The organism is Caldicellulosiruptor morganii, assembly GCF_026810225.1.
Taxonomy (GTDB): Bacteria; Bacillota; Thermoanaerobacteria; order Caldicellulosiruptorales; family Caldicellulosiruptoraceae; genus Caldicellulosiruptor; species Caldicellulosiruptor morganii.
The window spans coordinates 1,201,963-1,226,592 of record NZ_CP113865.1 but is presented as its reverse complement, the minus strand read 5'-3'; the positions used below and the strand labels follow the sequence as shown (position 1 = coordinate 1,226,592).

Genomic DNA, 24,630 nt, shown 5'->3' with positions numbered 1-24,630 from the left:
TTTTTTTTGACGATATTTCGCCAATTTTTGAGCTAAAATTACGTTTTTCTTAAAATAGCTTGAAATTGCTTTGATTTTCTTGAGTTTAGAATAAAACAAAGTTGCTACTATCGTAGGATTTAAGTCCAAACTTAACTCTATATGAACCAGATTTAAAAAAATAAGGGGCTGTCCAAATTGATAATTGGGCAGTCCTTTTTAATTTTGATATTTTGACATTACGATATAATATATCAAAAATGATAACATGAGATGATAATCCATGGCTCTTAAACATGATAAAGTTGTCTTTAAAAATTACAGCTCATAATTTGACGCCTATCGACCCAGAAGCTTTTCCTCAAAATCATCTGGTCAGAGTAATTGATAAAATCATTGATATATCCACCATAATGGAAAGGTACAAAGGCGATGGTACAAGTAGGGTCAAGCCCAAATTTTTGTGTAAAATTCCCCTCTGGTTATAATATAAGAAGTTATAATTTACCAGTTACTACATTAAAGCCTTAAAAACATTTTCTACGCTCACTTCCAAACTAACGGCCTCAACATTGCTCATTTCACCAAAACAACTTCTTTCCTAACCCCTTCCTTTATCTTCTCTTGCCACTCAAAATATTCTTTCAATAATTCTTTCATCTTCTTCTTACTTCCTCGTAGATGGCTATTTTCCAACCTGTTCCATCAATAAAAGCACCTATATTAAGCGAATACTCGACTCTCGGCTAACAAATATCTTATAACCCTTTCTCGGCGCAGAATTTCTCCATTCAGTCGCTCCAACATATTAGCCTGTGCAAAGCCTCCTTCGATATTGCTCTGGAGGCTCTAAAACTCCTATCGCATCTTCAAATCCTTTTTCTAAAACTTCCATTGCTTCTGGGGCTTTATCTTTGGACTCTTCCAACACTTGATTCAAAAGTACCTTTGCTGTCTTTGCATCCGGAGCTTCAAATATAGCTCTCACAAAATGAGTTTGACACCTCTGCCATGTAGCTCCCTGGAAATGTCGATAAATCGCCTGTACAAGCCCTTTGTGATGATCTGAAACACCTAAATCAACTCTATTGAGCCCTCTTTCCTTCAACCATGAGAAAAATTCTCCCCAGCTTTCTACTGATTCTGCTTTCTACCTATCATAACTCCAAGTACTTCTCTATAACCTTCTTCGTTTACACCTACACCAATCAATAAACTTCTCTGTCGAACACCACTTTCTTTTCTTATCTTTACAACCATTGCATAGGTTACACAAAAGGAAACTTCTTTTCTCCTAAAGACCTCGAATTCCACTGGCTAATTACAGGGGTCAAGATTTTTGCAAAGCTCTGAAACAGTAGCCTTTGAAAACTCAGTCCAACATAACTCATAAGTAATTTCTTCAATATTTCGTGTGGATACTCCATTTACCACCATCTCACTAAATAGCCAATAAAAGTGCTTGTTCACTTCGCTGATAACGTTCAAAAAGATCTGTAGTGAATTTACCATTACGAAGTCTTGGTACTTTCAAAGTTAAAGTCCCTACTCTGGTAATTAAATTCCTGGAATAATATTCATTGCGATAATCTTGTCTTTCCTTTGTTCTCTCGGTAGGCTTAAGCCCTAATTTGTTCAGGAGCAAGATACGCTAAAATTTGATTAAGTATTGATTTCAACAACTTAGCTAATTTTTCATCTTTTGGGCCTGTTGTAAAAAGGCAATGCAAAATTTCTTTCAATTAATTATTTGATTATAGCTTTACTTTCTCTTTTGTATCTTCATTACACACAATATTGTGTTATCATTTTTACATATATTGCTGAATTTAAAAACAGCTACGTTTTTTTAACAACAAAAATTCATTATAATCATTTGCACAAGCCTATTTTTTCTTTTTCAGTTTACTTAGAATGATATATATACCAGCAGCTATAGCGCCACCTATAAATGACAAAATAATCTTTATCATGCAACAATACCACCTTTCATTTACATTTTATCATGATTATATTTTATTAAATTATTTTCAAATCTCTCTTTTTAGTTGTTTGTAAATATTTGTAATGTAATAAATTCGTCTTTCAATGTGGGGGTGTGTTTGTAACTTTTCACAAATTATGTTTGTATGCTTAGATAAATCATTCAACAACGCAAGCTTTGATAATGCAGAACGGTAAACCTCATACTTTACTCCAGTCATAATTGCATATTTATCTGCAGCATATTCTTGTTTTCGAAAAATACCTAAAATCATGCTTATATATATGAAGAAAACTAAAAATGTAATAAATATACCTATTGGAATAGGTATATTTATATTTTTAAATGTTGCTAAATAATCTAAGAAAGAACTTACAATTAGAAATAAAGGATATGTGAATAACATCAAAAGTATTCTTATTTCTATATGATGTTTTTTCCAATGTCCTATTTCGTGAGCAAGTACTGCTTTGATTTCATCCATGTCAAGATTATAAACCAAATAATCTGAAATAAAAATATATTTTGCTATTAGACCACATATATAAGCATTTGCTATTTTCTCGTTTTTAGAAGGCCAAATGTAAATATTTGCCTTTTGTATATTATGATTTTTTAAAAAGCTGGATAATTCAATAATTAAATCATGAGATTTGCATGGTTTTGCTCTTAATAAAAGTTTTAATGTGTATGGATATATTAAAATTGATATTAGAGTTAACAAAACCCATATAATATAGTCCATAACTTCATTTGTTCTTATTATTTCTCGTATTATATTTCTTCCTGTTAAAACAAGCAATGTTGGAAAAACAATTATTAATAATTGTCTCAATGTTATTTTCAATATATCTGATAAATTTAAATCAACATTTCTCAGTTTCTTATATGTTTCATACGATAAAATTTGATCTAACAAAGTGAAAAAAAATATTAACACTACAGCAATAATTATCGCTAATAATTTATTTCTAGTTATTCTCATATATTTTAGAATATTAGCCATGGCATATCCTGATATAAAAATTGAAACTATTATAATCAATCCTTGGAGATAATTATGTAACAAATTAAATTTATAAAGAACATCTTCACGAGTTTTTAACCCATTATACAATGACCTAAGTATACTCTTATTAATCAAAACAGATGATAAAATATTAACTGCTACTACAAAACAAAAAATCAGAATATACAAAGTCACTCGAATATCACCTCCATTCAATTATTTACAAAAACACAAGACATAGGAGGTTTATGCCCCCTATGTCTTGTCCTAATTTTACCACCATCCAAATAATGCGTACGTTACAGCTCCACCAACTGCACCTACAATTGCTCCACCTAACCATCCCGGCACTGTGCCAACAACTGGTAGAACCATATTCCCAGCTACTGCACCAGAGATTCCTCCTCCAACTGCTCCTGCACCAACTGATTTACCAAATTCCTTCCATGACCATTCGCCACCATCAATATACACAAGTTCTTCATTTGTTAATTCATAACAAAAGTTATTTTGTAATACCACTCCGCCCATTTTTCTAACCCTCCTTCGTTTGAGTATTATTTACTATATCCCAACCCTCACAGCCGGCTGATGAAAGGGTTGTTGCCTCACCTCATAACCTCAATCCCATCTTTTCTAAAACCCATTCAATCACTCGCTTTTGCTCAACCACTATGCTCATCTCACAGGCTTGCCCTGCCCTCAAATTAATACCTTTTGAAACATTCTTCACTTCTACTTCAACTTCATAAAATCCTTGCCCACTTTGACTTGCTACCTTTATATCCCGTGATACCCTGGTAACCTTTCCTTCTACTACATTCAAGCCACCTGCTCCTGTCAATTTCACCTTTACTCTTTGCTCTTTTTCTATACCACTGCTTTTTGTGTTTGGTATGTATCCAATTATCTTAAAACCTTTTGCCTGACTGTTAACTATTCTGCCAATCTCAGTTCCGCTCCTTACTACCACACCACTGACCATTTCGCTACTGTATTCCACATAACCATCTTTTTCCGCTCTTACACTACAGCTTTCTATCAACTTCTCAGTTTCATCCAAGTTGATTTTCAGGTTCTTTATTTCATTACTCAAATTACTAATCTCATTATCAATCTGCTGCAGCATGTCCAGCTGATACTTCTCAATATCTCCTTTTGTATCATCACCTGAAATGTTTAGCAGCTTCAGCTGCCTTTCTATTTTTTGTTTTTGTAAAACCAACTCACTTTTTGACTGCTTCAGCTCATCAAGTTTCAAATCTATCTTCGATACTAAAATCTTCTTCTGTATATCACTACCATCCAATTTTGCCTTCACCTGCTGATTGTAAACTTCTATTTCACTCAATATAAATCCCATATACCCTATATCATATTTGGCAAGCTTAATTTGTTCACCTTTGTCGACAATCTCTTTTATTTCTTTCAACGTGCTTTCAAATTTATCAATATTTTTGATTTTCTCATCCAAACTCTCAATCTGCTTTTTAAAATCCATTATACTGTATTCTCTTTGTACTCTTGCTTCTTCTGCTGCTTTTCTCAATTTGTTTATCTCATAACTATAACTCAGATATCTCAAATGGTATGCGTTATCTTTGTTTCTGAGACTCTCTCCTTTTTCTATACAATTTCTCAATTCTTTTAAATCTTTAATCTTTTTCTCATATTCGTTAAGTTGCTGTTTCAAAAAATTCTTCTTTTTTACATACTCCCAATCATCAATTTTGAATAAAATCTCACCTTTCTTTACATACTCACCTTCTTTTACAAAAACCTCTTTTATCTTCCCACCAACATAACTTATGATCCTTGCTTCATCTTCCCAGGGTCTTATTATCCCCTGTACCTTTACATTTATATCAATTTCTCCTGCAATACTCCACAAAACAAGCCCTATTATTAAGGCAAGCAAAATGTATGTAATATAAAGTCCATACTTTGGAATCTCTGATTCATACAAGAGCTTACTTTCCTTAAGTTCACCAAAATCATATATTACCTCTCTCATGACTTTGCTGCACTCCCAACCAAATCCCATAGCCCTTTTTGCTCAAGTCCCATCAGCTGCTCTCTCCACAGGTTATAATAATATCCTTTCTTTCTCATCAGCTCATCATGCGTTCCTACCTCTACTATCCTGCCTTCATGCATTACAACAACCCTGTCACATTTCAAAATAGTGGACAGTCTGTGCGCTATTATTATAGTGGTTATCCCATCACACACCTTATCTATAACCTTTCCTATCGCCTGCTCGGTTACAGAGTCAAGGTTACTGGTCGCCTCATCCATTATTATTATCTCGGGCCTTTTTAAAAGTGCCCTGGTTATTGCTATTAGCTGCTTCTGCCCGCCAGACAAATTTGTCCCATTTTCTTCTATCATGGTATTGTATCTCAAAGGAAGTTTTGATACAAACTCGTCCAGAGTTGTTAATCTGCTCACTTCAATTACTTCTTCCATTTTTAAATCTCTGTTTCCAAGTACCAGATTCTCAAATATTGTGCTACTGAACAAAAAGATGTCTTGTGATATATACGCTATTTTCTCCCTCAAATGCTTCTTGTTTATATCTTTTAAGTTATAGCCATTTATTCTTATCTCTCCGCTTTCATAATCATAAAATCCTAAAAGCAATTTTGCTAACGTGGTCTTACCTGAACCACTCTCACCTACTATCGCTATCTTCTCACCATTCTTTATCTTAAGATTTATATCTTTTAGCACAAGCTGTCTTGTACCGTATCTGAAGTTCAAACCCTCTATCTCTATATCACCCTTCAAACTGGGTGATAATTTCCTATCTTCGTCTTCTTGAAACTCACTCTCGAGTTCCAAAATCTCACTAAGCCTTTCGGCTGCAACTATCGCCGTCTGCAACATCGGCTGCAATCCTATCAGGTTTTTTATCGGGTCTACAAAGTATGCAAGCAGTGCATTGAACGTAAACAACTCTCCTATGCTCATCTGCCCATTTATTACCTTGTCTGCTCCTACCCATAGTATTACCATAACTCCTACCGCTGCTATTGCGCTGCTTATATTACTTTGCAAATTGTTTAAATTCGCCACCTTGAAAACATCTTTTAATAGCTTCACAAACTTACTCTCTGTCTTAAAATTCACATCTTCTTCTATATTAAATGCCTTTACTACCTCTATTCCATTTAGTGACTCTACCAAATATGATGTCAAAATTGCATTGTCTTCCATCTCCTGCCTGTTCGCTTCCCTCAATACCCTGTTAAATCCAAACACAACTGCTGCATACAGTAAAACCATCACAATGGCTATAAAAAACAACGTGGGATTTTGCAGGTATAAAATAATTGCGCCTACCACTGCCATTATGCTGTCTATCATTAGCGTCAGCGTCGCACCTGATACTGCATCCCTTATCTTTGACGCGTCCATAAACCTCGAAATTATCTCTCCTATTTTCCTGCTACCAAAAAAACTCATCGGAAGCTCTAATACATGTTCATAATAACCCAGCATCAGTTTAATATCCAATCTCTGACTTAAATGTATCAAAAGCCTTACCCTGAATGCTCCTAATATCACCTTGAATATTGTAATCAGTATCGCACCTGCTGCTATAACGTGAAGTGTATTCTTCAAAAGATTTGGTATTACATCATCCATCAAAAACTTGTAATAAAACGCTGCCACTATACCAAGCAAGGTATATACAACTGACACTGCAAAAATATTCAATATCAAATTCTTCTGTGGTCTCAATAACTTAAAAAACTTTTTCAAAACCCCCTCGTATAATATGATTATCAAATCAATAAAAAATTCATATCTCAATTGGTACATTAAATTATTAGTACCAATTGATTACTGGAAATTCATTAAAATAAATTCCCATTCTTAAAACACTCACTTCTTAAAAATTGAATATTAAAATTGACTGCTACAGCTTAAATTTGCCCTTTATCTTTGGTAAACTAAAATCAGAAAAAAGTTAAGCCTGATTTTAGTTTGTTGGATATTTTTTGTCACCCCCTGCTGGACGTGCTTTGATAACTGCACGCCACAGCTTGTGAGAGACTGAACCCCAAAGGATTACATGAGTAATGTTTACTCGTTTGCTGTGCATGGTCAGTTTACCACATCTGATTTGAGCATATCAGATGTGTGCACCCTGTAAACTGCTCCGTAGCTCTAATATCGGCGAGGCTGCATTACATGTAATCCCCAGGGATAAAGGGCTTAACTCTTTTCCTAACACCACACTTTAGAAAGGAGGCTTTTAAATTGCCTAATACATTAATCGTGGGCATTGATATCAGTAGTCAGTCAAATTCTATCTTCTTCATCGATGATGCCGGTAATCACTTGATTAAAAAACCTTTTTCCTTGCCTAACAATCAAGAAGGCGCTAACGAATTAATCAAAAGAGTTATTGATTGTCTCAGCCAGTATAATCTATCCTGTATTAAGTTTGGCATGGAAGCAACTTCACATTACACATGGCATCTTCACCTTCATCTTGCTTCTTCTTCTGAACTACTACCTTACAAACCAACCTTCTACGTACTTAACCCAAGCATCGTCAAAGGATTTAAAAAAATCTACACTTTCTTGCCTAAGACAGATAATATTGACGCTATCGTTATTGCTGAATGTGTCAGGTTCAGTAAACTAAATCCAACACCTTTGCCAGATTTTAAATTTGCTGCACTGCAACGCCTTACCAGAATGCGCTACCACCTTGTTCATAATCTAACTCGCGAAAAAAACAGAGCTCTCAATCTCATATACCTTAAATTCTCTACTTATTCTCAAGAGTGCCCATTTTCAGATATCTTCGGTAAGGCATCTTGCGCTATCATCGAAAACTTTACACCTGATGATATCGCTTCTATGCCTTTAGAAGACTTAATTAAATTCGTATCCGATAACGGCAACAATAGACTCTCAGATGTTAATAAAATTGCTGAAATACTTAAAACTGCTGCTAATCGCTCCTTTAGATTACATCCTCTGTTGGCTGAGGCAAATGATTTAGCTTTGTCTATGACACTTGAAAACATTAGATTTATGCAAGAACAACTCAAAAAACTTGACAAAGAAATCTCAAAACTTCTTAAAGCTTTCTCTCAAACATTAACAACCGTTCCTGGCATAGGTGACGTTCTCGCAGCCGGCATCATCGCTGAAATCGGTGATATCAAGCGCTTCAAAAATGAAGCTGCTTTAGCTAAATACTCTGGCCTGGTTTGGACTCAATATCAGTCAGGCAATTTCAATGCCCAAGATGTCTCATTAGCTAAGTGTGGTAACCAATACCTGAGATACTATCTTGTTGAAGCTGCTAACTGTGTAAGGGTGCACACAGTACGCTACAAAGCTTTCTACAACAAGAAGTTCTCAGAGGTTACCAAACACCAGCATAAACGTGCCCTCGTCCTCACCGCAAGACGCTTAATTCCTCTGATCTTTGCAATGCTCAGCAAAGGTCAAATATATCAAGAAAGAGGTGATGTTTACAATACTTAGTTAATCTCAAATTTTTAGTTTAATAATTTTCTCTGAACAAGCTGCCAGTTAAATTTTACCATGCTGTGCGGCCAGGTATTTTATTGCCTTTTTTCGCCTAATAATCTAAAAAATTTTTCTTAAAAACCCTCTTGACATTTTACCGTTTGTCTCTTGTTTTCCTTTCTTGAACCTCTCATTTGGTACAAGAAGTATCAAAATGCCTGTCCATATTTTAAAAAACTCTTCTGGCTTTAGCTTAACTATTCCTTTGGCCGGGTCTGCTATCACTATCCTTTCTTTTCTTATCTCATGTATTACAACATAATGAAATAGCTTGCCATCTATCAGTACATGTGCTATACACGGAAGTGGTATTTTCTCAAATATTGCCTCCTTAGTTTCTGCCCTGACTGCTTTTGCTTCAAATCCAAGCTTTTCAGCAGCTTTTACAACTCCATATGCTGTTGTGCCAAACCTGTCTGTCCCTGCTATCTGCCTTATTCTGGCTATCGATACTTCTTTTCCATATTGCAAGCAAATTGTTGCCAAACACGCTGCTGCACAATCGGTTATATCATGCTGCTTTACACAATAGTATCTTTTCCTCATCTCTTCATCCCACTTGATTTTTGATATATTTGCTTCTTTATTTTCTTATTTAGGCTGTTTTGTACTTGAACTATTTTTTCTGTAAACATCTTCTTGGAATTTCTATGCAAATTTTATCTTATACATTTTCACTCTGTCAATCCCGTTTTTTTTTTTTTTTAGCCAATTTTCAACTAAATTTTGAGCTCAGAATACACTTTTCTTTAAATAGCTTAAAATTTCTTCGATTTTCTTGAGTTTATATCAAGGCCAAATTTGCAAATAGTTAAAATTATATAGTTTGTTGAATAAAAGAAATAACCATATAGAGTAAATGTAGTAACAAAAGAAAAAAGCCCCATCGTATTATAATTTTGATCTTTAGAGAAAAGCTGCAACAAAGCATAAGGGAAGATAAAAAATTTAGCAGAAGAGCTGTTCAATACATTGTTGAAAAGTATGTGAAAATGGCAGGTATAAATCAGAAAAGGATTTCTGCACACACTGCTATTTTCGTTATATCACTTGCTAAATAAAAATTATCCAATATAAATTCTGCTCCATCTATTTACTCTAATCTCTTCTTTAATCTAATAAATATTAATAAATCTTTCTTTTCTAATATTAGAAAAGTAGTTACTTTAAGTCAAATATTTAAAATTCCAATTATAACAAAATTTCAAGGCTGCCAGTTCGCTCCAGAACATATGAAATGATCTTTCTCAACTGGCAGCCTTGAATTATTCTGTTTGACGTATAATTGTAATATCTTAAATTATCCTTAGTATTTTTAACAAAAATACTATAAATATTACTAAACCTCCTAAGCCATATAAGCCAACACTTTGTTTGTAAACCGCAAATAAAGATACACACTCCAAATAAATTGGTATTATAATTGCAATTTTACTCCATTTCTTTTTACTCTTAACCATTCCTAATACAAATAAAAAGGCTAAAATAGAATATAATATAAAAAAAACTATCAGCATAAGAATATCCCCCAACTCTAAATTTAAATATTTAGCCTTTTGCAGAAACGCTCAATATGAGCGTTATCAAGCTTTATAAAGATTCAAAAAGTCTGGTCACCCTCCTCATAGTTGTAGTAAAAAAGGCTTCGGCTCTCTACAAGCCTGAAAGCCTTTTGGGCTTATTTAATAAATTCATCGACTTATCAAACTACATACCTTCTTCTTTCTACAATGCTTACTATAAACACTTTGGCAAGCATAGATGTTTCTCCTTAGAATCTATGCTTCTCTGCTTCTTTGTCCAAAAATTACTCAAACTCAATACCCTTACTCAGCTTCGGGCTGTTCTTCTTAACTCCTATGAACTTCGTTCTTTCTGTAACCTAAATGGCAATGTTCCTCTTTGCCTAAAACTGCTAATGCTAATTCTAATATCCGCCTTATGTTTGTAAATGGCCATTTCTGCTGGGCTTTAAAATTTGCTGTCATAACCAACGCTCTCGGTATCCCTTTAGCTTTAGTACCTCTGTTTAACTCTGATTCTACTTCTTCTGACCCTATAGAGCATAAAAGTATCTGCGACTCTAAAGCTTTAATTCCTTCGCTAAAAACTTTATTCTCTTATATCCCCAAAAATTTCTCCACTTTCATTGCTGACAGCGCCTTGGATTCACATAACATCTACTCCACTTTAAAAAACACCTTCAACTTCTCCAAAATCGTTATTATTCTGCCTACAAAAACCTCTAAAAATACTACACCTACATCAAGCCCTAATATCGTTATATCTGAAGATGGTGTCCCTATCTGCAAAAAGTTCAATCAACCTTTTAAACCTGAAGGCAAATGTCAGGGTAAAAATCGTTCTGTGCGTTTTAAATGGACTTGCCCTATGTCTTCTTACAAAGATGGCAAACGTACCTGTTCTTGCCCTCACCCATGTACTACCTCTAAATCAGGTAGAACATTCTACACTTACCCTGACGATTTTCGGTCTTTCCCAGGTATAAACAGAAATTCTCAAGAGTTTTTAGACCTCTACCACAAACGTGTTACCGTGGAGCAGACTATTTACCACCTACAATCACCACCCATTTTGCAAATGCCTAAAAGTGTATTATTTATTAAAGTGAAAAGATACAAATAATGACTTAGGAGTAAACTATTATGAAGAACGCAAGAAAGAAGTAATTGTGAAACAGTCCATCAAGAAGTTAGAATCATTAGGATTAAAAGTCACTGTGGAGAATGCAGTATAAGGTTTGTGTACACAATTTAATACAATGCCTTGTAAGACCTATAGAGTAATTTTTTTAAAGTGGAATGCTATAGGTTTATATAGTTATTGTTTTTTGTCTCTTTCGGCAGTTTTTTATTTTCGGGATAGAGTGTGAGGGGTGACTCAATCCCTTTTTACACAATTATGTAGACTCAACTATTTTTTGAACCGTCCTTATATAAATTTGTTGTGGTAATTATTGCAAGTTAATTTCTTATTCGCTGTTGCAATAAACAAAATAAAATAAAGTCTCAATACATTCTAAATAAGCTTTTTTGTTACTTCAAATGTAATTAAAGAAACAACTGCTGAAACTCCTCCACTTATTAACATACAAACTAAAATTGACTTCTTGTTTTTTTCTTCACTCCCAATTATTTCTTTCATTTCTTCCTCATCAAGTTCTTCAAATGACTTTCCAACACCATCTTTTTTATTATATTCAGGCATGTTTTGTTTCTCCTTTCTTTTTCTAATAATTAACTATTTTGTTTTCATTACTCTTTTCAGGATAAAACTTAGCAGTTAACCTTTCATCATACAATATTATTTCCAAGATATTTATAATAATATCGGGATCTTTTTCTTTCAAAAAAAGAATAGGAAAAATAATAAGTTCTTTGTAGCCATTGTAAATAAAAGACATCACGAAGTTAGAAACAACAAAGCCTAATATCGCTGTTGCAAAAATTTCTATTTGTGAATATATTCCATTAGAATCAAAACAGTTCAAGCACAATTTTGAAATCACAAGCAAATAAATTATTTGCCATATTGGACCATTCATTATAATAAATATCGTTTTGATCTTAGCTAAAAAAATTTCTCTTTTGTTATCTTTATCAGGCAAAGGAAATTGAAAATCCACCCAACCAAAAGGTGCCCTAAAACTAAATAACATCGATTTGAGCTTCTTTATATTCATAACCAAAAACTTACCTTCTTTGTATAAAAAAGGGGCAAATGCCACTGCTTTTATTTCTGCTCTGACCAACCATCCTGCAAAAGCATGCCCTAATTCATGAATAATAATTGTTGTCCAATATACAAAGAGTCCTGCTAAAATACCATTTAATATTGCTAATATTACGCTCAGCAAAAAATTCACCCCTATAGTTTTGATAATCTTTCGAATCACTTTCCTTTATATAGAATTTCTAATAATTCCTTATAACTGTTTAATTCAAAGAAACCATTCTCATTCCAATATTTAGCTTCATAATGTTCGAAGTTTCTAACAGGTAAATATAACTTTTTTAATGTCTGGAAGTATTGTTCCAAATAATTATTACTTGCTGGTTTCTTTAAACCAGAAAGAAAACTACAGAGATACTCTACGCACCTATTTATTTCTTCATTTATTTCTGCCTTTTCTAAATCATCATTTGTTTGAACAGGAATTAACATGGTATATATATCACTAATTCCCCATCCATGCATTATTCTTCTCAGGTAATAAGCAGTCTCATTCAAAGAATTTCCAGTAGAAGTTGCAATAATTACGCCACATTTGCCGGCAAGTTTAAATATATGCAACCACAAAGATAGCCTTTCAATAAATTCTTTTAAATAAGAAGAAATTGTTCCAGCGTAAACAGGTGTCCCAAGTATTATTACATCCGAGGAAATCATCTCATTTTTTATTTTATCAAAATTATCAACCTTATCTAATTCACAATTACCATTTTTGAAACAACATTCACAACCCAGGCATTTTTCTAATTTCAGCTCAGACGGTGAATATATTTTATAAATACATTCACTACGATGACTTAAATATGTTAATAGTTTTCTGGCTAAATTGATTGTTATTGATTTTTCGCCTCTAGGACTACCCACATAACAAAATATTTTTTTATTCATTTTGTTTTCACTCCTTTTTAGGTGTCAAAAATCAACACATTAGGTAGTTTTGATAAATTATAAATTCTTAATAAGGTATATCCTATGCCGCTCAATCCTTGTGAAAAGTAGACTGTTTTGAATTTTTCTAATGATTTAATGTTAAAACTCCCTAATTTATTATATCTCGATAGCATATATTGAACTCTTTTGTTTAATATACTCTTTATTTCATCATCTTTTGTAAGATTGTAAATACTGTAAATTGCTTCGATTTCCCCTGCTGCTCCATAAAAAACAGAATCATCTATATTTATTTTATTCCCCATTTTTACTATGTGTTTTTTTATAACTGGAAGAAAATTTGAAATTTCGTTTGCTTTATTATAAACTTGAGATAGGCACATTAAAAAGCCTCCTAAGCCCGAATAAAAAGAACAATCTTGTGTATTAATATAATCTTTAAAATTTCTGTCTAATAACTCCTTCGCTTGCTCCAAAAAGGATACATCGTTTATTAGGTGGCTCAATTCACATAAATTAACACTTAACATGCCGTATCCACTATATATATTATCTGCCCTCTTAATTGTACATGTTGATTTATAAAATTGATTTAAAAAAATTTCCACTAGTTTTAAGCATTTATCTAATCCTGTGTATTTATATAACTCAATAAGTATTTTAATAATAATATTAAAGTCAATCTCAAACATAACCTTATCATCTAAAATTAAATTAGCCTTGTTTTCTAATAATTCTAATAAAAGCTCTATTACTTCAAATAACGTTCGATCTTTGTTTTTTGGCTGACTTACAAGCAATACATAAATAGCTTGAATAATTGAATTTATTGAATTCATAATAAACTCATTATTTTTCCTCTTGCCAGCTTCAATGACACCATCTTTAATCCCTTTATATAAAGTATACTGTAATGCGTTCAAAAGTTCTTTTAACTCCTCATTTTTATCTAACAAAAGTTCTGAATAATAATTCAAAAATAAATATATTCCTCCAACTCCCCTGAAAAAATCAATACTTAGTGGACTCAGTTTCCATAAATTATTTTTATTATCGTATATTGGACTAATCCATGAACATGTCTTCTTATTATTATCCCATATAACTTCCTTTACTATTTCATTATATAAGAATTTTATGCCATTTAAAAGTAATTCTTGCTGTTTCTCTAATGTTATATCATTTTCTTCAAAATTTAATTTTTCAATACACTCAAATTTCTTATTAACCAACTTCTCAAAAAGACCTAAGGCTACTGTTGCATGGGTTACTTGTTCTTCTATAAAATTATTATCAATATTACCTATAAGTTCCTTTACTTCCTCTATACTGCTTTTGTCATAGCAATCTTCTATTTGCTTTCCAAATGAATCTATCAATATTTTAGAATCAGTCAATCCATAAAAGATAGGAATGTCATCATTTAACATATCATTAATTTCAGATAAAACTATTCTTTTGTTTTTATATGGAGAAGCCCACATATTCAAATATAGTCTTTCAAATTTAACAGCATCAGATAAATAAGCAGGATGTGTAGAAAAATCCATCATTCTTGCATAATATTGTGTAGATCTTATTATTTTCCTAACTTTTTCTCCTCGAAATATCTCTAATTTGCTTAAAAACTCTTCTTTCTTTTTCGTAACAAAATCAAATATCATCTTTATTCCATATATTATGTCATTACCATAATCCTTGTAGTCGACCTTTTCCCCATTTAATAAAGGTATATTCTGAGCAGGTCCTAACTCCGCTTCATCGTATTCAAGATGCATGTTATCTGTCCCTGCTTCGACTAATTTCAAAACTTTATATGGTACTTTTTGCTTATCGCCACCCACTGCGCTTAAATCTAAATTGTTACCCCCAAAGGCAAATGGCAATACACCTGTTCTTGCTATTGATTTAATTATTTTATTAAATGCAATAATATAGGCATCACTTTCACCTGTAAACACAGCTGTATCTCCCTGAAATAACGATTCCAAATCTACAACAACAGGATATTCTCTGTGTGCTATTACATTCTCATAATGAATATCATTTCCTCCAAGTAAATAAATTAATGCCCCAATTTCACCTAACCTGATATAATATCTTTTTACTTCTTCTTCTGTTTCACAAGAATCATATGTAACAAATTCTTCAATTGTAAAATCTTCTTCGTATACCCCTTTATTTACTATTAAATTAAGAAAATCAGGAACAACTGCATTTGCATTTCCGTTGATCCAACCTATAAATTCCTCAAATTTTTCTTTTACTTTTAAACAGCGCGGTTTATAAACTAATTTCTTTTCACCTTCTATCTCTATTATTGCAGTAAACCTGCATCTTTCATGAACATCTCCTTTTCCACACTCAATATTGGTTATTCGATACGATACGTCATTTTTTATATCTATTTTGGCACATATCTTTACAAAACTTTTATCAATATCAGTCAGCATTTTCTCTATAAATTCAGTAAAATCTTTTGTCTTTTTAGCCAATCTTCTTAATAAAACCGGATATTTCAGATAAAAATCAATTAATTTTTTTGGTTCTTTAAATCTATCTTCTATGAAAAATTGGAATCTTTCTTCACCAGTCTCCCCTTTAAGTAGCCCTTTCTCTTTATAATCGTGCAGTTCACATATAATAGCTTTGATTGATATTTGTATCAAATACTCGGATAACTGTCTTACTATACTTTCTATCGCTCGACTGTCTATTTGAAAGTTTATTATGTTTTCTCTAATATCTCTTAATTTTTTTGATAAATAATATATAAACGGCAACATAAGTAGATCCAATGATACTCCAAAATCTTTCCTTAATAAATCAACATCAATACTTTCAAATTCCTCTAAATAATTAATTATCAACTCCGTAATTAAATTTATGCAATCTAACTGTTTTGCTTTTTCCAAAAGTTTATTCTTTTCTTCTTCTGTTAACTTTTTAAATGCTAAAGCCATATCTTCTACTGTAAGACCTTTTAAATCAAGGTATTCATAAAAGTGTTCCCTATAGAAAAGCCCTCTAGTGTTTACCCACTCTTCTAATTGTTCAATATTATAATTGCAAAACCCTAATTCTTTGTATAGCCTTATCCTTTCATCTATGAAAAGTATTTCAGGTATCAATTTTTTGAGCATTTCATCAATATATGAAGACTCTAAACATTTTTTTATTTCTTTCAATTTTGCTCCTCCTCTTAGTATATAATATCTTTTACTTCATTTAATTTTTCTCTTTTTTGGTTCTATTACCAAAATAATCGGGAGAGTTATCCGTTTACGAAAGATAACTCTCCCAACAAAAAGTATAGCACATCCCATACATAACTATATTATAATTTTTTAGTAATTACAACCGTTACACTCACAGCAGCCGAGACAAGACCAGTTACCACTCCGCACGCAACAGTTGTTGAAAGTGCTGCTGTAGTAGGAGTACCAAGCCATGGATTCCCACCCATTGCTTCAAGCATTTCTTCCTCATTTAACTGTTCAAAACAAATACCAATTCTACTTTCTATAGTTGAATTCATATAAAATCCTCCTCCTCAGTGGTTATTATTTTGTTACAATATAAGTTATAACCGTAGCAATTATTAAACTAGCAGCTGCAGACCCAACACAAGTTAACGTAGAAAATGCTGTTGCTGCTTTAATTGATTCTATCACTGTAGTTATTTCCGGTCCACCACCTACCAACTCTTGCATTTCTCCTTCTTCCAATTCTTCAAAGGTAATACCATACAAATTCTTCTTGTAAGTTTCAACCATTATTATCCACCCTCCTATATTCTTATTACTTGTTTTTATGCCAACCCCCTGCGGCCGCGAACAGAGGTTGTTGCCATAAGCCATTAACACAACAAATATTCATTATATATGATAAACTGTTTTTTAAACTACGTACGCCATAAGATAACAGAGTTAAAATAAAGTTGTATTTACCATATAGCTAATATTGAAATAATCAATATATGGACAATACATTTTCCTTCTATAGTCATTTCTAATTGCAATAGGTATTACTATTATTTCAAAAAACCCATTTTTGTTAACAATATTGCTAATAAAAGCAGAATCGATTGTGTCCAAACAAAGCCTTTTACTATTCTTTCTTTGACCTCATCAGGTTGCTTTGAAAGTGAATACTTATAGTTCTTAGTACTAACGGAACAAAATAATAGCTAATCTTATAATAAAAGATATATTATAGACCTTTTTTTGTTAACAGCAAATTTCCTGCAAACATAATAGAAACTGAAATTGTAATGAAAGAAATCAAAAACGTCGCCATCCTTATCTTTTTTATAATATTTTTGAAATACATTTCCCTTCCACACCCCTAAAAAATATACTGATTGTATGGGCAGCAGCATCCCAAATCTTGCTACTGCCCCTGATTCCTTTAAAGTTATTTCTTAGTAAAACCAGAGCCCATAGCAGCACCACCTATTGCTGCCCCTACACAACATAATCCAGCAGTTAAAATTTCGCTTGCCCTCCCTGCTCCTAAAATATACATAACAGGAATTGAAGCTAAACCTGCTGTCCAGTCCAACCTACCTGTAGTAAGAACAGGAGCTGCACCAACTACTACAGCTTCCCGATCTACATCATAGTTCATAATTTCTATATATTGTTTAGGCTGTATATGGTATAACCTCATTCATAATACCTCAAACCTTTTCTTGATAAAGAGCCAATAAATATGTGTGCTTTTTTCATGACTACTCAATTACTTTTTCTTGCTTAAGAGGTATTTTAAAATTTTTATAATACCATAAATTGATATTGCTACAAATACTAACAATACTAAAATAAGTAATATTGTTCCTATTTTTTTCGACAAATATGAATACACAGGTAGAGCTACTCCAAATTCAAAAATTACAGCAATAATAAAATACAAAGAAATCTTTGGGAGTTTTTTGTTTTGAATATTAAATACTTTTACAAAAAATCCTTCTTTATTATTCATTTAATTATCTTAAACCTCCAATCATAACATACTACCTGTACCAGTCAAGACTTAGCATTAGCGGTGTATGAAATTTCATTTATTAATTAAATACCCCAATATGCCGCTAACGATGCCCCTGCACTTGCTCCTGCTAAAGCCCCTGCGCCTGCACCTACCCATGCACCTACACTTGCCCCAGAAACAGTTCCAACTATCGGAAGTGTTATAGTGCCTACAGCCGCACCTGCAATACCTCCAGCAAAGAACCCTGCAACACCTCCTACAACTGTGCAAGCACCAATAAGTACATTCCCCCAAAAACCGCCTGCATCAATAAATTCCAACTCATTAACTATCTCATACATATTACCTCAAACCTCCTCTTTCTTTTTATATTAGTTTTTTGGTATACCCCAACCCCCACAGCCGGCTGATAGAAGGGTTGTTGCCTCACCTCATAACCTCAATCCCAACTTCTCTAATATCCACTTAATCAACTGTTTTTGCTCAATCACTATGCTTATTTCACACGCCTGCCCTGCACTTAGCCTAATGTCCTTTGGAACATCCTTTATCTCTACCTCAACCTCATAAAACCCCTGCCCACTCTGGCTTGCTATTTTTATATCTTGCGATACCCTCCTAACCTTTCCTTCCAATACTTTTAACCCATCTGCTCCTGCTATCTTTATTTTTGCCTTCTTGCCTATTTCTACACTACTACCTTTTGTATTTGGTATGTACCCAATAACCTTAAATCCTCTTGCTTGACTGCCAACTATTCTGCTAATCTCTTCTCCGCTGTTTACCACCGATCCTCTGACCAATTCGTTACTAAATTCCACATAACCATCTTTTTCTGCTCTTACTATACAGTTTTCTATCAACTTTTCAGTCCCATTAAGGTTGATCTTCAGGTTCTTTATCTCACTATTTAAATTACTAATTTCATTATCAATCTGCATCAGCATATCAAGCTTATATTTCTCAATATCTCCTTTTATATCATCACCTGAAATATTTAGCACACCAAGCTGCCCTTCTATTTTCTGTTTTTGCAAAATCAACTCACTTTTTGACTGCCTCAGCTCATCAAGCTTTGAATCTATTTTCGATATTAAAATCTTACTCTGTATATTTCTACCATCCGATTTTGTCTTCACCTGTTGATTGTAAGCTTCTATCTCACTCAATATAAATCCTAAATACTCTATGTTGTATTTTTCTATCTCAACTTGCTTCCCTTTGCTGATAACTCCCTTTATCTTCCTCAACGCACTTTCGAAATTATTAATACTTTTAATTTTTTCATCTAAACTTTCTATTTGACTTTTAAACTCTTTTAAACTGTACTCTCTTTGCACTTTTGCTTCATCTGCTGCTTTTCTTAATTTGTTTACCTCATAAATATAGCTCAGATATCTCAAATAGTATGCATTATCTTTGTTTCTGAGACTTTCTCCTTTTTCTATACAATTTCTCAATTCTTTTAAATCATTAATCTTTTTTTCATATTCGCCAAGTTGCTGTTTCAAAAAATTCTTCTTTTTTACATACTCCCAATCATCAATTTTGAATAAAATCTCACCTTTCTTTACATATTCACCTTCTTTTACAAAAACCTCTTTTACCTTCCCTCCAACATAACTTATCACCTTTGCTTCATCTTCCCAAGGTCTTATTATCCCTTGAATCTTCAGATTTATATCAATTTTTCCTACCACACTCCACAAAACAAGTCCTATCACTAAGGCAAGCAAAATATATGTAATAAAAAGTCCATACCTTGGAATCTCTGATTCATACAAAAGCTTGCTTTCCTTGAGCTCTCCAAAATCATATATTACCTCTCTCATCCTCCAGCTGCACTCCCAACCAAACCCAAAAGTCCTTTTTGCTCAAGTCCCATCAGTTGCTCTCTCCACAGGTTATAATAATATCCTTTCTTTGCCATGAGTTCCTCATGCGTCCCCACTTCTACTATCCTGCCTTCATGCATTACCACAACCCTGTCGCATTTCAAAATAGTGGATAGCCTGTGCGCTATTATTATAGTGGTTATCCCCTCACATACCTTCTCTATTACCTTTCCTATCGCCTGCTCGGTTACAGTGTCAAGGTTACTGGTCGCTTCATCCATTATTATTATCTCAGGATTTTTTAAAAGTGCCCTGGTTATCGCTATAAGCTGCTTCTGCCCACCTGACAAATTTGCTCCATTCTCTTCTATCATCGTATTATATCTCAAAGGAAGTTTTGATATAATGTTAATGATAAAATAAAAATGTACTGAAAGTGGAATATAAGGATGTACAAAATTATACATTGATATGATATCCTTTCTCATAGTGAGGAGGGATATCAAATGCAGAACTTAACAGCACATTTAAACATGATAAGGGCGATGAAAATGAAACCTAACTTTTCAGAACTTGCAAGAATATATGGGATAGACAGAAGAACAGTAAAAAAGTATTATGAGGGTTATGAAGGAAAACCTAAGAATAGAAATAAACCAAGTAAATTGGACAAATACTATGATGAGATAAAATCAAAGCTTGCTATCAAAGGAGTTACAGTCAAGGGTGTTTATGAGTATTTAAAATCAAAAGATGAGACAATAGGAACATACTCAAATTTCAATAAGTATGTTAAGAAAAAAGGATTAAAGCCAGAGAAGAAAATAAAAGGTCACCCAAGATTTGAGACAGATCCAGGTGAGCAAGCGCAAGTTGATTGGAAAGAGAATATGAAGCTTGTCTCAAGAAATGGAGAGGAGTTTGTCATTAATGTTCTTGATTTTAAATTAGGTTATTCAAGATATTGCTGCTTTGAGATAAACAGGACAAAAACTCAAGAAGAATTAATAGAAAGTCTAATAAGAATATTCAAAGATATAGGCGGAGTACCGAAAGAGATTTTATTTGACAATGCAGCAGCAGTTGTTGATATAACAGGTGAGAAAATTAAAGTAAATTCAAGATTTAAAAGTTTTGCAAAAGACTTTGGGTTTGAAGTGAAACTGTGCAAACCAAGACATTCGTACACAAAAGGAAAAGTTGAAGCAGCAAACAAGTTTATAGATTGGATACTGCCATATCAGGGTGAATTTGAAACAGAAGAGGACTTAGTAAGGATAATAAAAGAGATAAACGCAAAGGTCAATATGCAGCCAAATCAAACAACTCAAGTCCCACCTGCTCTTCTGTTTCAAAAAGAAAAAGAGTATTTACAACCCTTGCCAGACAAAAGGCTAATAGAGAGTTACCTAAATTCCTACAAGTCAGTTAAAGTCCAAAAGGACTCTCTGATTTACTACAAGGGAAGTAAATACTCTGTTCCACCCGAATATATAGGAAAGACAGTCCAAGTAAAGGAGGTGGAAAACAAAATTTATATTTATTATAACACAAACCTGTTAAGGATACATGTTATTGATGAAAAAAGTATCAATTATCACGATGAAGATTACAAACAGCTCATGCTAATGAGAGTTGGTCAAAAAGAAGAGCTTAACAAGATATGTGAGGAGAACCTAAAGAAATTTGATAATCTGTTGAAAACCTAAAGAAAGGAGAAAATCTAAAAATGAGCAACTATGTGAAACTACTTAACAACTTAGAAGAGTTAGGTCTTCACAACATAAAAAATAACCTTGACAAATACTTAGATTTAGTGGCAAGCGGAGAAAAGAGTATGACAGATGCATTATATGAACTTAGTAATTTAGAGATAAAAGCCAAAGAAGAAAGGGCGATATTAGGATGTGTGAGGGTGGCAAATTTCCCATTTATAAAAGGTATAGAAGATTTTGATTTTTCATTTCAGCCAAGTATAAACAAGCAACAGATAATGGACTCAATAGGTTTAAGATTTTTAGAGGGTAATGAAAATATACTATTTGTCGGAACACCAGGGGTAGGGAAAACGCATCTAGCCACAGCAATAGGTATAGAGTGTGCAAAACGAAGGTATTCAACATATTTTATACATTTTCAAGAGTTAATAGCTCAGCTAAAAAAAGCACTGTTAGAGAACAGATTAGAATACAGGCTTAAACATTTTTCAAAATATAAAGTTTTAATAATAGATGAGATAGGTTATTTGCCAATAGACAATGATGGAGCAAATTTATTTTTCCAGCTGATATCGAGCAGATATGAGAAGAGCAGTACAATAATAACAACTAATGTTGTATTCTCTGAATGGGGAGAGATATTTGGTGGAGCGACGATAGCAAATGCAATTTTGGATAGGCTACTCCATCATTCTTACGTGATTTTCATAAAAGGTCCTTCATACAGATTGCAGTCAAAAACAGTATATTTTAGCAACACAAACCAGCAAAACTAAGTTTATTTTTTGTACATTTTTATTTTCGATTTTTTGTTCATTTTGATATTGACATTTACATTTTAATAAAATTAGTCATTGCCATCCTCCTTAGTTACGTGTTTTTAGTCTTCTCTTGCTATAATTTTACCTTAAGGAGGATGGCTTTTTATATATATCTATTTATTGTCTTTTCTGTTAATCTGTTTTATTCAACAAGCTAAAGATAATTTAATAATAGTCATCGTTAAAATTAGTGTAAAAAGATAGAGCAAAATAGTGTTTATAATGGTTAATGGTGACTCGAATTGCAAAAAACTTGCTATACAATATTCCCATGGAGATGATGGCCCTACCATTTTGGTATTAAACTTAAGTATGTTTATTTTGTATTGAATAAAAGTTATCAAAAATCCTACACTGTAAATGTAAATATCGATTGATGTCCAAAACGGAAGAGCAAAAATGTAAAACAATATAAGGACTAAAACAAAACTATTGTTTCTAATTTCATAAATTAGTATTGGTGTGTATATAACAAAAGAATCAATGGAAGATGAATTTAATAAACCATCCCATGCGGCTGAGGTATAAATTATGAATATCAAAATACAAACAAAATGATAAATAATCATTATTAATATAAAATTTAGATTTTTATCAACCCACTTTTTAATTCTACTAATATTTTGAGTATCGCCTTTCTTTTGAAAAAACAAGATAAGAAATTTATACGCACCTGCCAAAATTAAAAAAGTACCAATTGGAAAAAAAGCAAGAAGAAAAACTATAAAGTATTTTGGTTCTCCATTACCAAAGAAAAGTATTACTCCAAAAAGAATAAAAAACAAAATCATTAAAAATATTTTTATTTTCATATTTCCACTCCTTTACATTTTACCATTTGTCTTCTTGATTATTTTATACTATTCTATCTTCTTTGCTAAGAGGAATAGTTTTTTCTCATCTCAAATTCTATAAAAACTTTACGCCAAGTATAAAAATACAATTATATTGTTTAAACTTTCTATATGAAGATGTAAAAATTTATTTAATTTGCCTATTGCGTTTTTTTTTTTTTTGTTATAAGTATTTATAGTTATTTTATCCATTGAAAGGGGTTGATGACTATCGCTATACTTAACACCTCTTAAATACTTTAATCCTATTTATTTTGCTGGGAGGTTCTAAGTTGTCGCACAAACATAAAAAACTTTTAGTACTAATAGGTGTTATCTTTGTAATATTAATATCAACACTTGTTGCTAACAACTACATCCATAAGAAAATCTTCTCCCAAAACCATCTGCAAGCTTCCAAAAAGCAAATTGTTCCCTGGAGCTATAAAAAACTTGGTATCACAAAAACATGGAAATTTACCAAAGGCAAACACGTAAAAATTGCTATTTTGGATTCCGGCATCGACCTTAATCATCCTGATTTAAAACATGCAAATATTATCAAAACTATTAACTTTATAGAACCAAATAAACCTGCCTTGGATGAAACAGGACACGGAACTTTTATCACTGGTATAATCGCAGCTCAAAATAATAACTTTGGTATTGTCGGCATCGCACCTGAAGCTGAAATCTACATCTTAAAAATCTTAAATAAAAAACTTGAAGGAAAAGTTGATTCGGTAATACGTGCTCTTGACTGGTGTATAAAAAACAAAATTAACATTGTAAACATGAGTTTTTCTACATCATCTGATAACTCAAGACTACGAAAAATTACTAAACAAGCAACAAAACACGGAATAATCATTGTTGCTTCGGCGAGAAATTCATTTGGCAGAAAAGCAGGCTTCCCTGCTTCTTATCCCGAAGTTATCTCTGTTGCTTCTGTCAACTATAAAAATCAAATATCGCAGTTTTCTGCCCAGGGAAAAATTGATTTTTGCTCTTACGGCGAAAATATTTTGTCAACCAGCGTAAATAAAACTTACAAACTCTCAAGTGGAAACTCAGTTGCTGCTGCCCACTTAACAGGAATGATTGCTCTTATTTTAAGCAAACCAGAAAAGTGGGGATTAAATCCTAAATATGGCATTAATAAAGACAAAATTTATAACGTGCTAATAAAATTATCCAAGGATCTGGGTGAAAAAGGTAAAGATAATATATTTGGTTATGGTCTTTTGAGATTCAAATGA

At 32.6% G+C, this 24,630-nt stretch carries 22 protein-coding genes and 6 pseudogenes; 7 read left to right on the top strand and 21 right to left on the bottom strand.

Annotated elements, in window-relative coordinates; translation table 11 throughout:
* Positions 1–262: 262 nt before the first annotated feature.
* Positions 263–461: pseudogene (locus OTK00_RS12280) on the top strand (IS1182 family transposase); the annotation flags it as partial.
* Positions 462–787: 326 nt separating this feature from the next.
* Here OTK00_RS12280 and OTK00_RS05965 read toward each other — a convergent pair.
* The 7 genes and pseudogenes from OTK00_RS05965 to OTK00_RS05935 form a co-directional block, all read right to left on the bottom strand.
* Entirely contained in the window at positions 788–1,087 is a 300-nt protein-coding gene (locus OTK00_RS05965) for a transposase (RefSeq protein WP_268760844.1), read from the bottom strand.
* Between the two features lie 26 nt (positions 1,088–1,113).
* Positions 1,114–1,416 (bottom strand): annotated as a pseudogene (locus tag OTK00_RS05960) (transposase).
* A gap of 4 nt (positions 1,417–1,420) precedes the next feature.
* Complete coding sequence (locus OTK00_RS05955) at positions 1,421–1,624, bottom strand: transposase (RefSeq protein ID WP_268760843.1); 204 nt, start codon at positions 1,622–1,624, stop codon at positions 1,421–1,423.
* 385 nt (positions 1,625–2,009) lie between these two features.
* Complete coding sequence (locus OTK00_RS05950; RefSeq protein ID WP_268760842.1) at positions 2,010–3,008, bottom strand: M48 family metallopeptidase; 999 nt, start codon at positions 3,006–3,008, stop codon at positions 2,010–2,012.
* A 237-nt stretch (positions 3,009–3,245) separates the two neighbouring features.
* Positions 3,246–3,503, bottom strand: a complete 258-nt coding sequence (locus OTK00_RS05945) for a Blp family class II bacteriocin (protein ID WP_045169461.1) — start codon at positions 3,501–3,503, stop codon at positions 3,246–3,248.
* An 82-nt stretch (positions 3,504–3,585) separates the two neighbouring features.
* Entirely contained in the window at positions 3,586–4,986 is a 1,401-nt protein-coding gene (locus OTK00_RS05940; RefSeq protein WP_045169460.1) for an HlyD family efflux transporter periplasmic adaptor subunit, read from the bottom strand.
* Positions 4,983–6,749: pseudogene (locus OTK00_RS05935) on the bottom strand (peptidase domain-containing ABC transporter); the annotation flags it as partial. The gene OTK00_RS05940 and the pseudogene OTK00_RS05935, both read right to left, overlap by 4 nt.
* Positions 6,750–7,241: 492 nt before the next feature.
* On the opposite strand from OTK00_RS05935, the gene OTK00_RS05930 reads away from it, so the two are divergent.
* Positions 7,242–8,486, top strand: coding sequence for an IS110 family RNA-guided transposase (locus OTK00_RS05930; protein ID WP_045168741.1), 1,245 nt, complete (start codon positions 7,242–7,244; stop codon positions 8,484–8,486).
* A 108-nt stretch (positions 8,487–8,594) separates the two neighbouring features.
* Here the strand turns inward: OTK00_RS05930 and OTK00_RS05925 are convergent.
* Positions 8,595–9,077 (bottom strand): annotated as a pseudogene (locus tag OTK00_RS05925) (cysteine peptidase family C39 domain-containing protein); the annotation flags it as partial.
* Between the two features lie 353 nt (positions 9,078–9,430).
* Between OTK00_RS05925 and OTK00_RS05920 the strand changes: the two are divergent.
* Complete coding sequence (locus tag OTK00_RS05920) at positions 9,431–9,592, top strand: hypothetical protein (protein WP_268760841.1); 162 nt, start codon at positions 9,431–9,433, stop codon at positions 9,590–9,592.
* Between the two features lie 234 nt (positions 9,593–9,826).
* Here the strand turns inward: OTK00_RS05920 and OTK00_RS05915 are convergent, their stop codons facing one another.
* Complete coding sequence (locus OTK00_RS05915; RefSeq protein WP_045169459.1) at positions 9,827–10,048, bottom strand: hypothetical protein; 222 nt, start codon at positions 10,046–10,048, stop codon at positions 9,827–9,829.
* 56 nt (positions 10,049–10,104) lie between these two features.
* Between OTK00_RS05915 and OTK00_RS05910 the strand changes: the two are divergent.
* Positions 10,105–11,117, top strand: a pseudogene (locus OTK00_RS05910) (ISNCY family transposase); the annotation flags it as partial.
* Between the two features lie 453 nt (positions 11,118–11,570).
* On the opposite strand, the gene OTK00_RS05905 reads toward OTK00_RS05910, so the two are convergent.
* The 11 genes and pseudogenes from OTK00_RS05905 to OTK00_RS05855 form a co-directional block, all read right to left on the bottom strand.
* On the bottom strand, positions 11,571–11,759 hold the full coding sequence (locus OTK00_RS05905; RefSeq protein ID WP_013431713.1) for a bacteriocin: 189 nt from the start codon (positions 11,757–11,759) through the stop codon (positions 11,571–11,573).
* Positions 11,760–11,781: 22 nt separating this feature from the next.
* Positions 11,782–12,417, bottom strand: a complete 636-nt coding sequence (locus tag OTK00_RS05900) for a hypothetical protein (protein ID WP_232841611.1) — start codon at positions 12,415–12,417, stop codon at positions 11,782–11,784.
* 26 nt (positions 12,418–12,443) lie between these two features.
* Positions 12,444–13,172 carry a flavodoxin family protein gene (locus OTK00_RS05895; protein WP_013431711.1) on the bottom strand — a complete coding sequence of 243 codons (729 nt, stop codon included), beginning with the start codon at positions 13,170–13,172 and terminating at the stop codon, positions 12,444–12,446.
* 17 nt (positions 13,173–13,189) lie between these two features.
* Positions 13,190–16,363, bottom strand: a complete 3,174-nt coding sequence (locus OTK00_RS05890; RefSeq protein WP_045169458.1) for a type 2 lanthipeptide synthetase LanM family protein — start codon at positions 16,361–16,363, stop codon at positions 13,190–13,192.
* Positions 16,364–16,512: 149 nt separating this feature from the next.
* The gene (locus OTK00_RS05885; RefSeq protein WP_013431709.1) at positions 16,513–16,713 is read right to left on the bottom strand and encodes a hypothetical protein; all 201 of its coding nucleotides are present in this window, start codon (positions 16,711–16,713) and stop codon (positions 16,513–16,515) included.
* A 25-nt stretch (positions 16,714–16,738) separates the two neighbouring features.
* A complete protein-coding gene (locus tag OTK00_RS05880; RefSeq protein ID WP_013431708.1) occupies positions 16,739–16,951 on the bottom strand; it encodes a hypothetical protein in 213 nt (70 codons plus the stop codon).
* A gap of 640 nt (positions 16,952–17,591) precedes the next feature.
* Positions 17,592–17,804: a hypothetical protein gene (locus OTK00_RS05875; protein ID WP_268760840.1), complete on the bottom strand. Its 213-nt coding sequence runs from the start codon at positions 17,802–17,804 to the stop codon at positions 17,592–17,594.
* A 111-nt stretch (positions 17,805–17,915) separates the two neighbouring features.
* Positions 17,916–18,158: a hypothetical protein gene (locus tag OTK00_RS05870; RefSeq protein ID WP_013431706.1), complete on the bottom strand. Its 243-nt coding sequence runs from the start codon at positions 18,156–18,158 to the stop codon at positions 17,916–17,918.
* A gap of 86 nt (positions 18,159–18,244) precedes the next feature.
* Positions 18,245–18,505: a hypothetical protein gene (locus OTK00_RS05865; RefSeq protein ID WP_045169457.1), complete on the bottom strand. Its 261-nt coding sequence runs from the start codon at positions 18,503–18,505 to the stop codon at positions 18,245–18,247.
* Between the two features lie 90 nt (positions 18,506–18,595).
* Positions 18,596–19,996, bottom strand: a complete 1,401-nt coding sequence (locus OTK00_RS05860; protein WP_045169456.1) for an HlyD family efflux transporter periplasmic adaptor subunit — start codon at positions 19,994–19,996, stop codon at positions 18,596–18,598.
* Positions 19,993–20,403 (bottom strand): annotated as a pseudogene (locus OTK00_RS05855) (ATP-binding cassette domain-containing protein); the annotation flags it as partial. The gene OTK00_RS05860 and the pseudogene OTK00_RS05855, both read right to left, overlap by 4 nt.
* Positions 20,404–20,505: 102 nt before the next feature.
* On the opposite strand from OTK00_RS05855, the gene istA reads away from it, so the two are divergent.
* Together istA and istB are read left to right on the top strand one after the other, a co-directional pair.
* Positions 20,506–21,708, top strand: a complete 1,203-nt coding sequence (gene istA / locus OTK00_RS05850) for an IS21 family transposase (RefSeq protein ID WP_045169454.1) — start codon at positions 20,506–20,508, stop codon at positions 21,706–21,708.
* Positions 21,709–21,728: 20 nt separating this feature from the next.
* A complete protein-coding gene (gene istB, locus OTK00_RS05845) occupies positions 21,729–22,493 on the top strand; it encodes an IS21-like element ISCbe3 family helper ATPase IstB (RefSeq protein WP_045169453.1) in 765 nt (254 codons plus the stop codon).
* A 191-nt stretch (positions 22,494–22,684) separates the two neighbouring features.
* Here istB and OTK00_RS05840 read toward each other — a convergent pair whose 3' ends face one another.
* The gene (locus OTK00_RS05840; protein WP_045169452.1) at positions 22,685–23,350 is read right to left on the bottom strand and encodes a hypothetical protein; all 666 of its coding nucleotides are present in this window, start codon (positions 23,348–23,350) and stop codon (positions 22,685–22,687) included.
* Between the two features lie 314 nt (positions 23,351–23,664).
* On the opposite strand from OTK00_RS05840, the gene OTK00_RS05835 reads away from it, so the two are divergent.
* The gene (locus OTK00_RS05835) at positions 23,665–24,630 is read left to right on the top strand and encodes a S8 family peptidase (protein ID WP_045169451.1); all 966 of its coding nucleotides are present in this window, start codon (positions 23,665–23,667) and stop codon (positions 24,628–24,630) included.

What these genes read in the sequence shown, in the direction of transcription:
- OTK00_RS05905 (WP_013431713.1), bottom strand. Translation starts at nt 11,759, where the DNA reads ATGCCTGAATATAATAAAAAAGATGGTGTTGGAAAGTCATTTGAAGAA.
- OTK00_RS05940 (WP_045169460.1), bottom strand. Translation starts at nt 4,986, where the DNA reads ATGAGAGAGGTAATATATGATTTTGGTGAACTTAAGGAAAGTAAGCTC.
- OTK00_RS05865 (WP_045169457.1), bottom strand. Translation starts at nt 18,505, where the DNA reads ATGTATGAGATAGTTAATGAGTTGGAATTTATTGATGCAGGCGGTTTT.
- OTK00_RS05915 (WP_045169459.1), bottom strand. Translation starts at nt 10,048, where the DNA reads ATGCTGATAGTTTTTTTTATATTATATTCTATTTTAGCCTTTTTATTT.
- istB (WP_045169453.1), top strand. Translation starts at nt 21,729, where the DNA reads ATGAGCAACTATGTGAAACTACTTAACAACTTAGAAGAGTTAGGTCTT.
- OTK00_RS05870 (WP_013431706.1), bottom strand. Translation starts at nt 18,158, where the DNA reads ATGAATAATAAAGAAGGATTTTTTGTAAAAGTATTTAATATTCAAAAC.
- OTK00_RS05895 (WP_013431711.1), bottom strand. Translation starts at nt 13,172, where the DNA reads ATGAATAAAAAAATATTTTGTTATGTGGGTAGTCCTAGAGGCGAAAAA.
- OTK00_RS05875 (WP_268760840.1), bottom strand. Translation starts at nt 17,804, where the DNA reads ATGAACTATGATGTAGATCGGGAAGCTGTAGTAGTTGGTGCAGCTCCT.
- OTK00_RS05860 (WP_045169456.1), bottom strand. Translation starts at nt 19,996, where the DNA reads ATGAGAGAGGTAATATATGATTTTGGAGAGCTCAAGGAAAGCAAGCTT.
- OTK00_RS05885 (WP_013431709.1), bottom strand. Translation starts at nt 16,713, where the DNA reads ATGAATTCAACTATAGAAAGTAGAATTGGTATTTGTTTTGAACAGTTA.
- OTK00_RS05945 (WP_045169461.1), bottom strand. Translation starts at nt 3,503, where the DNA reads ATGGGCGGAGTGGTATTACAAAATAACTTTTGTTATGAATTAACAAAT.
- OTK00_RS05840 (WP_045169452.1), bottom strand. Translation starts at nt 23,350, where the DNA reads ATGAAAATAAAAATATTTTTAATGATTTTGTTTTTTATTCTTTTTGGA.
- istA (WP_045169454.1), top strand. Translation starts at nt 20,506, where the DNA reads ATGCAGAACTTAACAGCACATTTAAACATGATAAGGGCGATGAAAATG.
- OTK00_RS05880 (WP_013431708.1), bottom strand. Translation starts at nt 16,951, where the DNA reads ATGGTTGAAACTTACAAGAAGAATTTGTATGGTATTACCTTTGAAGAA.